The sequence below is a fragment of the Halosimplex carlsbadense 2-9-1 genome (assembly GCF_000337455.1).
Lineage (GTDB): Archaea > Halobacteriota > Halobacteria > Halobacteriales > Haloarculaceae > Halosimplex > Halosimplex carlsbadense.
Map to the genome: position 1 here is coordinate 54,606 of NZ_AOIU01000026.1, position 13,227 is coordinate 67,832.

14 protein-coding genes and 2 tRNA genes are annotated in these 13,227 nt (G+C 67.1%); 6 read left to right on the forward strand and 10 right to left on the reverse strand.

Translation table 11 applies throughout. The features are described from left to right. Window positions 1-32: 32 nt before the first annotated feature. The 4 genes from C475_RS10855 to C475_RS10870 all read right to left on the reverse strand — a co-directional run bounded on the left by C475_RS10855 (window position 33) and on the right by C475_RS10870 (window position 2,182). Entirely contained in the window at window positions 33-833 is an 801-nt protein-coding gene (locus C475_RS10855; protein ID WP_006883876.1) for a translation initiation factor IF-2 subunit alpha, read from the reverse strand. Further along, a complete protein-coding gene (locus C475_RS10860) occupies window positions 833-1,006 on the reverse strand; it encodes a 30S ribosomal protein S27e (RefSeq protein WP_006883877.1) in 174 nt (57 codons plus the stop codon). Before C475_RS10860 ends, C475_RS10855 begins: the two co-directional genes overlap by 1 nt. Window positions 1,007-1,008: 2 nt before the next feature. Further along, window positions 1,009-1,293 (reverse strand): 50S ribosomal protein L44e, encoded by a 285-nt coding sequence (locus tag C475_RS10865; RefSeq protein WP_006883878.1) that lies wholly within the window; start codon window positions 1,291-1,293, stop codon window positions 1,009-1,011. Window positions 1,294-1,432: 139 nt separating this feature from the next. Further along, window positions 1,433-2,182, reverse strand: a complete 750-nt coding sequence (locus C475_RS10870; RefSeq protein ID WP_006883879.1) for a potassium channel family protein — start codon at window positions 2,180-2,182, stop codon at window positions 1,433-1,435. Window positions 2,183-2,355: 173 nt separating this feature from the next. On the opposite strand from C475_RS10870, the gene C475_RS10875 reads away from it, so the two are divergent. After that, window positions 2,356-2,613 (forward strand): HAH_0734 family protein, encoded by a 258-nt coding sequence (locus C475_RS10875; protein WP_006883880.1) that lies wholly within the window; start codon window positions 2,356-2,358, stop codon window positions 2,611-2,613. An 11-nt stretch (window positions 2,614-2,624) separates the two neighbouring features. Here the strand turns inward: C475_RS10875 and C475_RS10880 are convergent, their stop codons facing one another. Continuing rightward, a complete protein-coding gene (locus C475_RS10880) occupies window positions 2,625-3,902 on the reverse strand; it encodes an RNA-guided endonuclease InsQ/TnpB family protein (RefSeq protein WP_049930464.1) in 1,278 nt (425 codons plus the stop codon). Window positions 3,903-4,101: 199 nt separating this feature from the next. Beyond that, window positions 4,102-5,556 (reverse strand): RAD55 family ATPase, encoded by a 1,455-nt coding sequence (locus C475_RS10885; RefSeq protein ID WP_006883882.1) that lies wholly within the window; start codon window positions 5,554-5,556, stop codon window positions 4,102-4,104. A gap of 168 nt (window positions 5,557-5,724) precedes the next feature. Between C475_RS10885 and C475_RS10890 the strand changes: the two genes are divergently transcribed. From C475_RS10890 to C475_RS10910, 5 genes are all read left to right on the forward strand, one after another. Then, window positions 5,725-6,759, forward strand: coding sequence for a tyrosine--tRNA ligase (locus tag C475_RS10890; RefSeq protein ID WP_006883883.1), 1,035 nt, complete (start codon window positions 5,725-5,727; stop codon window positions 6,757-6,759). A gap of 21 nt (window positions 6,760-6,780) precedes the next feature. Beyond that, window positions 6,781-7,422 (forward strand): class I SAM-dependent methyltransferase, encoded by a 642-nt coding sequence (locus C475_RS10895; protein ID WP_006883884.1) that lies wholly within the window; start codon window positions 6,781-6,783, stop codon window positions 7,420-7,422. A 65-nt stretch (window positions 7,423-7,487) separates the two neighbouring features. Next, window positions 7,488-7,558 (forward strand) — tRNA-Gly (locus C475_RS10900). A gap of 383 nt (window positions 7,559-7,941) precedes the next feature. Continuing rightward, window positions 7,942-9,348, forward strand: a complete 1,407-nt coding sequence (locus C475_RS10905; RefSeq protein ID WP_049930466.1) for a DUF4397 domain-containing protein — start codon at window positions 7,942-7,944, stop codon at window positions 9,346-9,348. A gap of 197 nt (window positions 9,349-9,545) precedes the next feature. Further along, complete coding sequence (locus C475_RS10910; protein WP_049930476.1) at window positions 9,546-10,019, forward strand: acyltransferase; 474 nt, start codon at window positions 9,546-9,548, stop codon at window positions 10,017-10,019. 42 nt (window positions 10,020-10,061) lie between these two features. On the opposite strand, the gene C475_RS10915 is transcribed toward C475_RS10910, so the two are convergent. The 4 genes from C475_RS10915 to C475_RS10930 form a co-directional block, all read right to left on the reverse strand. Then, window positions 10,062-10,850 carry a mechanosensitive ion channel family protein gene (locus tag C475_RS10915; RefSeq protein ID WP_006883887.1) on the reverse strand — a complete coding sequence of 263 codons (789 nt, stop codon included), beginning with the start codon at window positions 10,848-10,850 and terminating at the stop codon, window positions 10,062-10,064. Further along, window positions 10,850-11,653 (reverse strand): diadenylate cyclase DacZ, encoded by an 804-nt coding sequence (dacZ, locus tag C475_RS10920; protein ID WP_006883888.1) that lies wholly within the window; start codon window positions 11,651-11,653, stop codon window positions 10,850-10,852. Before dacZ ends, C475_RS10915 begins: the two co-directional genes overlap by 1 nt. A gap of 124 nt (window positions 11,654-11,777) precedes the next feature. Further along, window positions 11,778-12,788, reverse strand: a complete 1,011-nt coding sequence (locus tag C475_RS10925; RefSeq protein WP_006883889.1) for a nicotinate-nucleotide--dimethylbenzimidazole phosphoribosyltransferase — start codon at window positions 12,786-12,788, stop codon at window positions 11,778-11,780. 299 nt (window positions 12,789-13,087) lie between these two features. Next, window positions 13,088-13,171: transfer RNA gene (locus C475_RS10930), tRNA-Leu, on the reverse strand. Between the last annotated feature and the right edge of the window lie 56 nt (window positions 13,172-13,227).

Here is a 13,227-nt window from a genome sequence, read left to right on the forward strand (position 1 = left end):
ACCGGGGCCGCCACCGCGGTGGGTCCCGTGGATTACTCCGCTTCGACCTCGCGGTCGCGGTGGTAGCGCCCGCCGCCGCCGTGGTCGCCGACGACGTCGACGGCGCGGTCGGCGCTCTCTTCGAGGTGGGACTCGGCGGTCTTGTAGTCGGGCGCCCGTACCTGGATGCGGTACTCCGGCGAGCCGACGTAGGTGACCTCCAGCTCCACTTCGTCGGGGATCTCGCCGTTACCCTCGGCGGCCTGCAGGGCTTCCTTGATCACGTCGACACCGTCGCCGTTGGCGCACTCCAGCGTGACGTAGCCGGTGACGTTGACGTACGGCACCGAGACGTTCTCGCGAGCGGTCTCGACGATGGCGTCGACCTCGTCGTCGTCGAGGTCGGTCTCGTCGAGGGCTTCCTCGCCGTGGATCGCGGCCTCCTCGAAGCCCTCGTACATCGAGCCGAAGGCGGCCAGCAGCTCGTTGGCGATGGCGGCGTAGGTCTCGTCGTCGATGTCCTCGCCGAACGCCAGGAGCATCCAGTTGTCGGCCTTCTGCTCGTTTTTCCACTCCTGGATCTTGTCCTTACGCTGGTGGTCGTTGACGTCCTTGATCGACAGATCGATCTGTTGGGAGCCCTGATCGACGTCCAGCACTTTCGCGACGACCGTCTGCCCTTCGGAGACGTGGTCGCGGACGTTCTTGATCCAGCCGGAGGCGACCTCGCTGATGTGACAGAGGCCGCGCTTGTCCTCGTACTCCTGGAGGTCGACGAAGACGCCGAAGTCCTCGATCTCGTCGACGCGTCCGACCACGAGTTCACCGGGGTCGGGCCAGCCGCTGTATTTCATTATCGTGCCTCGACGGTTTCGAGGACCTCGCCCTCGATGGCCGCTTTGCCGCCGGTCGGTCGGGCGAGCGTGTGCCCGCAGACCTCGCAAGCGACTTCGGAGGCGGCCTTGCCGAAGACGATCTGTTCGTTCTCACAGTCCGGGCACTCGACGTTGAAGAAGTTTCCTGCCATCGTTAGTCCTGAAGGTCCAGTTTGCCAGCGCGCCATCCCTCGCGGAGATGGGCCTTGCCGCAGTCGGAACAGCGGTACTTGAGGTCGGTCTTCTGGGTCGGCTTCCCACCGGAGGGAACCTTCGAGAACTTGCCCGCGTTCCCGTAGCCCGAGCGCGTTCGCTCGGCCTGGCGCCCGTTGACCTTCGTCATCCCCGAGGTGCGACCGCTTCGAACGCGCTCGACCTCGTGTTCGTTGTGCTCGTCGCAGTGCGGACAGTACGTGTTAAATCGGCGTGGCATCTCCATAGATATCGACCTTGCGGACGGCTTGGTCATCCCCGCTTAAAACCCGTTTGGTTCGGTCCGGCCGATCGGTCCAGATCGCCGGCTCGCGCCCCGTCTCGTGTGGGATCGATGCGCACGATACGGCCTGCCTCGCCGTCGCTCACAGTGTGGTCGTCACCTGCTCGCCGCTGACGACCTCGGGAACGATCACTTCGTCGGCGCCCGCGCGCCGGGCGACGGACTCGTACATCTCGTCGCCGGCGCGGACGACGACCCGCGCGTCGGGCGCGAGTTCGCCCGTCGTGATGGCGACCTGGATGTTGACGTTCGCGTCGTCGACGGCGCCGACGACGGCGTCGGCTCGCTCGGCGCCCGCCTCGACGAGCAACTCCTCGCGGCGGGCGTCGCCCTGCACGGCGAGGAGGCCGTCGTCCAGCGCCCGCTCGTACTGTCCGTCGCCCGTCTCGACCACGACGACCGGGCGGTCCCGGTCGCGAAGCCGTCGTGCGATCGTCTTGCCGAAGGTGCCGTACCCGCAGACGACGACGTGCTGTTCCGTCCCGTCGATGGTTCGTTCGACCTGCATCTGTCTCAACTCCGTTTCGATCTGTCCGCCGAAGGTCGCCGAGATGACCGTCTCGCCGATCCACAGTCCCGAGAGGATCAACCCCGACTCGACGACGATCGTGAACGCCCGCATCGACCGCGCCGGCGCGTCGTGGGACTCGATGAATATCTCGATGCTCGTCGGGTCGAGCAGCCAGAACAGCGCCTCGACGGCGCCGACGCCGGCCAGGGCACCGAACCCGACTACGCCCCCGACCACCAGCGCCGCGAACGCGGCGACCGGGCGGCCGACGCGGCGCGCCAGCGGGCGACCTATCAGCGCCCGAACGTACTCGCCTGCCACGATCCCGTGGCTCTCGGCGGTGTCAATAAGTTTCGCCTCTTAAGTCATTATGGTCCCTTGGACGCCACCCATGGCCTTGGAGGCGCTCGGGGCGACGGGGGATCGCCCGCATTCGGGCCGCTGGGGCGGCCAGCTTCGAAGTCACTAAGTACGTCTTCGCCGAACCGGCGGGCATGAAGAAGCTCATCGTTCACGGGGACGCCGGGTTCCGGAAAGACGCCGTCATCTCCGTCGACGGCGAGGAGCTGGTCGTCTTCGGCGTCGCGCGCCAGGGCGACTGGCACGGCCCCGACCGCCCCCAGCTGTGGTGTACCGTTGGCAGCGAAGACGAGCGCGAGACCTACCAGCGCCGGGACTACATCCCCAACTTCCTCGACACCGAGGCGGTCGACGCCGAAGCGGTCGAGGTCCTCGAGAAAGCGAGCGCGTAAACTACCCCACCCTACTCGCTCACGGCGTGGCCGTTCGCTTCGTTGCGGGTAGGGCTTTCGCGTGGACTCCCGTTCTGGCCGCCATCTGCGGCAGGCTCGTAGTTGCCGTTCACGTTCAACGTCCCGCGATTCAAGCGCACGTTTACGGGTGCGTCTCCGTCCGACGACGTTTGCGCCGAGCGGAGATGCTTCAGACCGATGTTCTTCGCTGCGTTATAGTCAGCGTTCACCTCGTAGCCGCACTTCTGGCAACAGAACCGCTCTCGAGTTTGGCGGTTCTCGCGGAGCGTCGTCCCGCACTTGGAGCACCGCTGACTCGTGTAGGCAGGCGGTACCTGTTCGACCGAGATACCGACCACTTCGGCCTTGTACTCGACGTACTCGAACAGACGTCGGAACGCCCACGCGTGGAACTGCTTGGCGTTGGGCATCCGCTCACGAATCCCGGTCAGGTTCTCGAACGCGAGCACGTCGCAGCCGTTCTCGACGGCTTCCGCGACGAGTTCCTTCGAGACGGTGTGTAAGAAGTGGTCGTAGCGTCCCGTCTCCGTGCGTCCAACCGACTGGATGGTTTCGTGGGCGGCTCGCGTTCCACACTGTTGGAGCGACCCGCGTCGCTTCTCGAACTCACGATGCCAATGGTTCAATTCCGACCCGTTCCAGAACTCTCCGGTCGACGTGACGGCGATGTTTTCGATGCCGAGGTCAACGCCGAGGACTGTGCTGTGCTCGTCGTTGCCATCATCGGCAGTCTCGGACTCCACGTCCGCCTTTGTTCGGACGTGAAGGTAGAACTCGTCGTCGCGGTAGTGCAGTTCCGCACCGGTCACTTCGTAGTCGTCGTCGAACAGGTACTCCGAGTGCGGTGTTTCGCGACTCTCGTCTGGCAGGACGTACTCGGCAGTGATGCGTCCGTCGACGGTCGAGAGCGTGGCGTGGTCGTCGTTGAACGTCGCACACCGCTTGTCGTAGACGAGCATCGGCGCAGTGAAGTGCGGTTTCCCGGCATAGTCACCTTGCTTCCACCGTGCGACCACACTCTGTACGGCGTCGGCGGCTTTGTTACGAGCGTTCTGGACGAGATTCGCTTGCAGTCGCGTCTCGGCCCGTACGTCGTCGTAGGTTCCACGTTGAAGTCCGGCTTTGCTCGTGGTCTTGTACTCGCCTTGCCAGGCGTGGTCGACGACGTAGTTGGCGGCCCACAGGAACTCGGAGATGGTTTCTTGGAGGAGGTCGGCGTCGCTGTCGGTCACGTTGAGTTTGACCGGGACAGTACGACGTACCTCCATCCGTGTTTCAGACGTGAGCCAATCTTTTTATATTAGTGACGGTTTAGTGGGGGAGTCGACCAGCCATCGAGCGTGGTTGATGTCGTACCATGTCGGTTTCCGCTCTGACCCACTCGCTCGCTACGCTCGCTCCTTTAGGTCGGAGGCTCCACCTTGCATTTCGCTGAACCGCTGCTCCTCCGGTTCGTCGGGAGCGTTCTCACACCAGATCGACGTACGGCGGTTCCTCGTCGTAGGCGACGACCGCGCTCGTCCCCGGGGAGCCGGTCAGTGACTTTCGGAGGGTGAGCCACTCGATGCCGTCGTCGCCCCGCTCGATCCGAAGGGTCTGACTGCTCGTGTCGACGAAGAACTCGACGAGCGACTGGTCCTGGATCGCGGGGTTGACGGCGTAGACGACCACGTCGTCCTCGCCGGTGTGGGACGCGGCGGCCTGGTAGCGGACCTTTCGGACCCGCTGGCGAGACACCTGTTCCAGCAGCGGTTCGGTGTCGACGAACGCGAACAGCGGGCGGTCGCCGCTGCGCTCGTAGGACGTCTCCATCAGTCGCTCCCAGTCGCGGTCGGCCGTTTCGTCGTAGCGCAGGACGTTCCGGTGGTCGGAGCCGTCGCTGGCGACGAGTTCGAGGACGAACAGCCGGTCGTCGTCGAGCAGGCCGTCGACGGTGTAGTCGGCGTCGGCCCAGTATCGGTCGAGTTCGGACAGCGAGACGCCGGCCGGGAGCGCGACGGCCAGCGCCATCCCGTCGTCGACGGCCTGCGCGAGCATCCGGGTGGCGAGCGTGTAGTGGCCAGTGGTCCCGTCGTGCGAGAGCAGCGTGAACCCCCCGCGGACGAGGCCGCCACCGAGCACGTCGTCGAGCGCGTCGACGCCGGTCGAGAGGTGGTCGTGAGCGTGGAGTTCGTTCGGGGGAGTGCGCTGGGTGGGCTGGACGGTCGCGCCGTCGCCGCCGAGGACGAGCTTGTGTCGCCGGGTGTCGTGGTCGCGCCCGCGGAGCTTCTCGACGCGCAGGAACGTGTGCCGCTGGTTCGCACGGTCGGCCGACGACAGCTCGATCACTCCGTGGGTCGCGTACCGCAGCAGGTCGCTCGCGACGCTGTCACCGACCCCGCTGTCCTCGGCGGTCAGCAGCGACGTAGCGCCGAAGCTGTCCGAAAAGAGCCGGATCAGGTCGTACGTCGAGCGCCAAAAGGACACCTCGTCGGCGGCGATCGGCCTGAGTCCGGAGAGGCTGTCGAGCAGGACCCGGTCTTTGGGCGCGTACTCCGAGAGGTAGTGGACGACGTTCTCCCGGGTGAACGGGAGGTCGAACCACTCGGTGACGGCCCGGTCGCCGCCCTCCAGCGTGCGGACGACCAGGTCGTCCTCCCGCTCCATCGTGTCGCCGGGCTCGCAGTGGACCGTTACGACGGTCAGGTCCTCGTGGTGTAGCTCGAAATCGTAGGGTTCGAACGTATCTTCGAGCTCGCCGATCGTCTGTTCGGTGCTGACGAACAGACACTCCTCGCCCGCGTCGAGCCCGGCCTGGAGGAACTGCATGCCGAGCGTCGTCTTGCCGGTCCCGGGCGGTCCCGAGACCAGCAGGCTTCGCTTGTCCGGCACGCCGCCATCGAGCAGCTCGTCCAGCCGTTCGCACCCGGTCGAGAGGCCCATCGTCCACCAATAGGATTCGTTCGGTAAATCAATTTGGCAGATTACTGTAGTATGTCGGTGGCGGGGTACGTCGCTACCGGCCGGCGGACGGGAAGAACGTATCGGGGCGGTGATCGCCGTCCTCACCCGAAAGAAACGCTTTACTGTCGGCCGGGGCGACGACTCGGTATGGACACGGCCGAGCGACTCGAACTCGCGACCCGCAACACGGCGGAGGTCGTCGAGGAATCGGAACTCGAGGAGTTATTCGACGACGGCGACCCCTCGGTGTACATCGGCTACGCGCCGACCGGCGAGATGCACATCGGCCACTTCACCACGATGCGCAAGCTCGCCGACTTCCTCGGCGCCGGCATGGACGTGACCGTCCTGATCGCCGACCTCCACGCCCATCTGGACGACAACAAGAGCCCCTTCGACCTGCTAGAGGCCCGTTCGGCCTACTACGAGGCGACCATCGAGGCGATGATCGACGCCGCCGGCGCAGACGCCGACGGGATCGACTTCGTCCGCGGCAGCGACTTTCAGCTCGGCGAGGAGTACACGCTGGAGATGTACCGGATGGCCGCAGAGACGACGCTCAGCCGCGCCCAGCGCGCCGGCAGCGAGGTCGTCCGCGAGTCCGATTCCCCGAAACTGGGCGGCCTGCTCTACCCGCTCATGCAGACCCTCGACGTCGACGCGCTGGACGCCGACGTGGCCTACGGCGGCATCGACCAGCGCGGCATCTACATGCTCTCGCGGGAGGTCCTCCCCGACCACGGCGGCGAGGCACCCGTCTGCATGTTCGCTCCCCTCCTCTCGGGCCTCTCGGGCGGCAAGATGTCGGCCTCCGACGAGTCCTCGAAGGTCAACCTCAACGACGGCCACGACGAGGTCGTCGAGAAGATCGAACAGGCGTACTGCCCCGCCGGCGAGCGCGAGGACAACGGCGTCCTGGAGTACATGGAGTACCTCGTCTTTCCCATCCTCGACGAGCGCGGCGATTCGTTCGTCGTCGAGCGCCCGGAGGAGTACGGCGGCGACCTGACCTACGAGTCCTACGACTCCCTGGAGGAGGACTTCGTTTCCGGGGAACTCCACCCCGCCGATCTGAAGCCCTCGGCGGGCGCGGCGATCTCCGAAGTCATCGCGCCCATCCGCGAGCGGCTGGACGACCAGCCGGAACTGCTCGCCGAGGCCTACCCCGAGAAGTACGACTGACCGAGCCGAGGATCGATTTCGATGGCCGAAGAACCCGGCGCGGCGTCTGTCCGCGCGACCTACGACCGGATCGCCGACCACTTCTCGAAGACTCGCGAGTACGCGTGGCCCGAAGTCTCGGAGTTTCTGGACGGGCGATCGGGGTCTGTCGGGCTCGACGTCGGCTGCGGCAACGGGCGCCACGCGGAACTGTTGGTCGAGCGCTGCGAGCGGGTTCTGGGCATCGATCTCAGTCGGGGGATGGTCGCGACGGCGCGCGATCGGTCGGCCGAGCGCGGGTTCGACTACGGGCTCGCACAGGCCGACGCGAGTTCGCTGCCGGTTCGCGACGGCGTCGTCGATCTCGCGGTGTACGTAGCGACGCTGCCGCATCTACCGTCTCGGGAGTTGCGGGTGGCGAGTCTCGACGAACTGGCGCGCGTGCTGGGCGGTGACGGTCGCGCGCTCGTCAGCGCGTGGTCGACCGAACACGACCGTTTCGACCGAGCCGAGGGGTTCGACACGACCGTCGAATGGACGCTGCCCGGCGGGACGGGCGTCGACCGGTTCTACCACATCTACGACCCCGAGGAGTTCCGGGCCGACGTTTCCGAGAGCGGGCTGGAACTGGTCGAATTCGAGGTGTCGAGCGGGAACTGTTACGCTGCCGTGCGGCCCGGGTGAGTCGCCAGGGCCGGTCCGGGCCGAAAGGAAACACCCTTACTTCGGGGTGTGAAACGAACGGATGCGCGCCGGTGGTCTAGTGGTAGGACCTGAGCCTTCCAAGCTCATGGCCCGGGTTCAAATCCCGGCCGGCGCATCTTTCCTCGAAACCGTTGCGAGGAGCGGCGCCGCCAGCGCGGCTCGATCCGGGGGCGAGCCGAGTCGCGCAGCCCCGACTGCGATGCCGGTTTCCGCAGTTCTGTCTGGGGTCGTTCACGAGTGCTATGGGGATCGATCGACCGACGGGGCGGGGGAGCGGTCCCGCCCGACACGCGCGAGTAACCTGCTGTTACCGGCGGTAAGCAGAGTCCATCGGTGTGTCGTCCGTTCACGCGGTGTGTAGGGGTTCAGTGGGCCTGGTATCCGCTGACACAACGTTCGGCCTAGCCGCGACCGGGCGGCGGTTGCTCGGGCTTACGTTTCGTAGCGAGTTCGTGGGCGGAGGATAACAAAGTGTATCTCGGCCTTCTCCTCAGTCGCATGACTTACGATAGGTACACGAAAGCGATAGTCGGAGCCGTCGCTCTGACACTCGTCGTGAGCGCGCTCGCGGCGAGCGGAGCGGCGTCGTTCGCGGCACAGGAAGAGACGACCACACAGACCCAGGAGACGTCGTACCTGCGGGTCGGGCACTTCTCGCCGGACGCGCCCGCAGTGAACGTGTCGATCGACAACGAGACCGTCGTCGAAAACGCGGTGTTCGGCGACGTGACCGGGTACCTGGCGCTCGAGAGCGGGGAGTACAACGCGACCATCACGGTCGCTGACCAGCCGAACACCGTGCTGTTCGAGGGGAACCTCACGCTCGAACCCCGGACGGTCGGGACGCTCGCCGCCAGCGGCGAGTTCTCGACAGGGTCCCAGACCGACTTCGAGCCGGTCCTCTTCGAGGACAACGCCTGGGAACCGGACAACGACTCCGCGGCCGTGAGTCTCGTCCACCTCTCGCCGGACGCCCCCGCGGTCGACGTCGTCGTGACCGAAGGCCCCACCGAAGAGGGCGACGCGGAGACCGAGACCGAAACCGAGACGGCGACCGACATCGGCACGGCGACCGAGACGGGGACCGCGATCGATGTCGGTACGGCGACGGAGACGGGGACGGCGACTGACGTCGGTACGGCGACCGAGACGGCGACTGACGCCGGTACGACGACCGAGACGGCACAGGGGTCGCCGACCGCGACGACCACGTCGACGCCGTTCGGTGCGACCGACACCGCCACCGAAGCGGGTGCGACCGGGACGGCCACTGACACCGTTGGTATCGACAACCTGATGCCGGCCCAGCAGGAGGACGACGAGACCTACCTCGCGCGGAACCTCACGTTCCAGAACGCTTCGGACTACGTGAACGTCCCGGCCGGTGACTACACGGTCGAGATCCGCACGAACGACACCGAGCAGGTCGTCGCGACCGTCGACCTCTCGGTCGAAGGCGGTACCGCCTACTCCGTGTTCGCCGCCGGCTACGCGACTCCCGCCGACGCGCCCGCCGGGTCGGCGTTCACCGTCATCCCGGTGGAGGACGCGACGATGACCGTCTCGCTCCCGGACATGATGACCGAAACGGAGACTGCGGCCGAGGACGAGACTGGCACCGAGACGGAGACCGGCATGGAAACCGCCACTGACGACGGCACGGCGACCGAAACCGACGCCGGCACCGACACGGCGACCGATACCGGTACTGACACGGCCACCGACACCGGTACTGATACGGCGACTGACACTGGCGTCGGAACGGCGACCGACACCGGCACCGACACAGCGACCGACACTGGCGTCGGAACGGCGACCGACACCGGTACCGACACAGCGACCGACACTGGCGTCGGAACGGCGACCGACACCGGCACCGACACCGCGACGGAAGCCGGCGCGTAGACTCGCGAGCGAGCCACTTTTTTGCGGTCGCGTCGTGCGATGTGGCGAGATTGAAGGCAGCGGCGCACGAACGTCGGAGCGTGAGCGACGACACGCGGGCGGACGGCGGCGACGACGAGACGGCCAGTGACGCCGCTCGCGGCGGCGGATCCGGGTCGGAGACGGCTGCCAGCGGGGCGAACCGGCGGTACGGCCGGGTGACCAGACACCCGACCGCGGGGCCGTACAACTCCATTTTCCACTGGACCGACGCCCGCAACCCGCTGCGGGTGATGGTCAACTACGTCGTCATCCTGGCCTGCCGGGTGTGTCCGAGCATGCGAGCGAAGAACTGGCTGCTGCGTCGCATCGGCGTCACGGTCGGGACGGGCGTGGCGTGGGGGCTGGAGTCGACGCCCGACGTGTTCTGGCCGGATCTCATCACCGTCGAGGACCACGCTATCGTCGGCTACGACGCGACCGTCCTCTGCCACGAGTTCCTGCAGGACGAGTACCGGACCGGCGAGGTCGTGATCGGCGAGCGGGCGATGATCGGCGCCGGTGCCGTCGTCCTCCCCGGGGTCGAGGTCGGCGCGGGCGCGCAGGTCGCCGCCAACTCGCTGGTCAGCGAAGACGTGCCACCCGGTGCCACCGTCGCGGGCGTCCCGGCGACGGTACAAGACGAGGACTGAGTCGGAGCGGGTGACGAGCCGCCGAGGCCGAGACCGCCGGATTCAGTCCCGAATGCGGACGATACCGCTGGAGAAGACCTTCTGGTTGGGGACGATGTACTCCTCGCCGTCGCTCTCGATACGCGTGATGAACATGTCCACTTCCTGGACGATCCCCTGGTTGTCGTCGATGCGGACGCGGTCGCCGATGCTGTACGGTTCCCGCAGCAGGAGGTAGATGCCCGCGGCGCCCGAGCGGAGCAGGTCCCAGAACGCGACCAGTACGACGATGACGATAGCGAACGCGTAGACGCCCAGCAGGACGACCAGCGCCGTCGTCTCGATGCCGAGCTGGCTGAGCGCGATGAGGGTGGCGACGTAGAAGATGCTGTACTTGACGAGTTCGGGGATGATGCTGACCTCCGGGAGTTTGACGCTCCGGAGGCGTTCGCTGACGTGGAGTTTCGCCTTGTCGCCGACAACGAGGCCGATGATCAGCGCGAACGCGGCGACGAACAGACTGGGGAGGAACCCGGTGAACCGCTGCCAGAACAGGTCGGGGTTGCCGAGCTGAGCGAGGTTCACCGCGAGGACGATGGCGAGGACGTAGACGAAGACGGCTCCGATTGTCGAGACGATACCGACCGTCGACGTGCCGAAGCTCCTGGCCGTGCGCTCGAAGGGCGTCCCCTCCACCGCGTCGGAGACGCCGGCGCTCCGCAGGAACGTCCGCGTCCACCGCCAGACGAAGTAGCTTCCCAGCACGCCGAGGAGCAGGATCGCTATCGAGGCGGCGAACGCGCCGCGCTCGGAGAAGACCGACCGAATGACGTCGGGCCACTCGATCTGCATCAGTACGCCTCCGGATCCAACTCCAGGATGAGTTCACCCGCTTTGAACGCCCGGACCAGCCCGTCGCTCTCGGAGAGGACGATGGCGATGGCGTTCGTGTCCCGCGTGACCGCGCCGGCGGCCATGTGACGCGCGCCCAGCCCCTTCGGGATGTCGACGCCCTCCGCGGAGGGTTCGAGATACCGATAGGCGGAGACGATCTTCCCCGAATCGGAGATGACGAACGCGCCGTCGAGCCGCGAGAACTCCTTGAGCATCACGTTCACGATGGGGTCGCCGACGTGGACGTGCGATTTCTCGAAGGGGTTGTACGACAGGGGCCGCGATTTGTTCATCACCTTCCCGGCGTCGCCGACGACGAACAGCGCGCCGACGGGCTTGCCCTTCTGGCCCTTCTTGCCGAGCTCGACCGCCACCTCCAGCACGTCTCTGATCACCGAGGGCTCGGCCCGCGAGTTGGCGAACAGGCCGTAGACGCCCGACTTCTCGAACTCGTCGGCGCGGACCCGCGCGACCGTGTCCGCGTCCTCGCCGAACACCTTCGCGAGACAGACCAGATCGGCGTCCTCCTCCACGTACCCGTGTTCGACGGCCCCCTCGACGCCGAAGCGGATCCGGTCGCGCAGGTCCTCGAACTCCAGCGGTAGCTTCACGAACGCGTCGGCCTCCACGTCGTTGTCCGGTCCGACCACGACCACGTCGTCGCCGGCCAGCGTCTCGTAGTGAGACTTCCCCGGCGAGAACAGACAGACCGCGTCCGCATCGGCGACTAACCCCTCGAGAAACTCGTCGAGCCCGGTCATTGTCGTATCAATCCATCCGACAGGAAAAAGCGTTTCGGCACGTCTGACCCGCGTCACGCGTTCGTCTTACCTGGCGGACGAACTGCGGGTCCGTAGCTTTCCACGGGCCACCTAAACAACACCGCTATGACACGTCTGGGAGCGCCCGGTACCGCGCCAGCACGCGGTCGCGGACGTCGGCCATCGGGACGCCGGCGGCGCGGGCGAGCGCGAGCGCCCCCCCCATCGCGACCCCCTCCTTGGCCTCGCCGGCGAGGTAGCCGTCGAACGCCGGGTGGTCGCCCTCGTCGAACTCCGGGTCGGTGACCGTCACCGACAGGTCCAGCGAGCCGGCGAGCGCGTCGAGGTCGACCGACGGGTCGGCGGCCACGAAACTCGTCGTCGCCAGTTCGAGCCGCTGGTCCACACCGGCGTGGCGCAACAGCGCCGCGACCGTCGCGAGCTGCGTTCCGCCGGCCAGCGTCACCGCCGTGTCGGTCTCCAGACAACCCAGCGCGGTCCCCGCGACCACGGCGAGCACCGGGTCGCCCATCCGCCGGAGCGCGACCTTCGGTTCGCCCGCCGCCGCCCCCTCGTCGAGGCCGCTCGCCGCCAGGCCCTCGGCGACCACCTCGCGCTTTCGCTCGACCGGGTTCTCCGGGAGCGACGAGGAAACGCCGACCCCTGCGTCCGGTCCCCCGCGCTCGCCCAGCGCCGCCTGGACGCCCAGCGCAGTCGTCGTCCCGCCGGGGATCGACTCGCCGAGGTAGATCGCGTCGTCCGGCAGCGCCCGCCCGAACTGCCGCGCGGCTTCGAAGGCGCCGTGCGCCGTCGAGACCGGGTCTTCCTCGCGAACGTCTCCGCCGGGCCGCGCGCCAACGGTCACCGTCGGCGCGCCCGTCGGCTCGGCCAGCCCGGCGTCGACGACGGTCAGGTCGAAGTTCACCAGGTCCCGCACGGCCCGGGTCACCAGCGCCGGCGTCGGCGTCCCCGTCGGACTCACCGGCACGACCGGCGCCCGGATCGGTTCGCCGTAGCTCGCGATCTCCGCGTCCGCGCTCGGCGTGTGGACCATCGCGTCGGCGTCCGCCCCGGCCGCGCTGATCCCGTCGATCGTCGCCGTCCCCGTCGTTCCGACGGCCAGCACGACGCGCACTACTCGGTCCTCCAGGGGGAGCGGTCGGACTCGCTCCCCGCTCGGTCGGTCATACCGTCGGATTCGGCGGCGACGGGATAACTCCGTCGCCCCCGAGACTCGTCTCGTTCTCGATGCCCGCTGACCGGGTCATCGTCGAACCCGGACTCGGCTCGGGACAGAGTGCGAGCAGCAAAATACGCGGGACCGGATTTGAACCGGAGGAAGACGTGCTCGCTTCGCTGCGCGCGGCTTCCAGGGTTCAAATCGGTCCTGCCCTCACTCCAGACGACTCGCGTAGCTCGTCGTCTTCCGTTCAGTGCGCGGGACCGGATTTGAACCGGCGGACCCCTACGGGACAGCGTCCTAAGCGCTGCGCCGTTTCCTGGCTTGGCTACCCGCGCCCGGTCGTCGGTATCCCCGACGGCGTCAAGAAGGTGTCGTTTGCGTCGACGGGGCG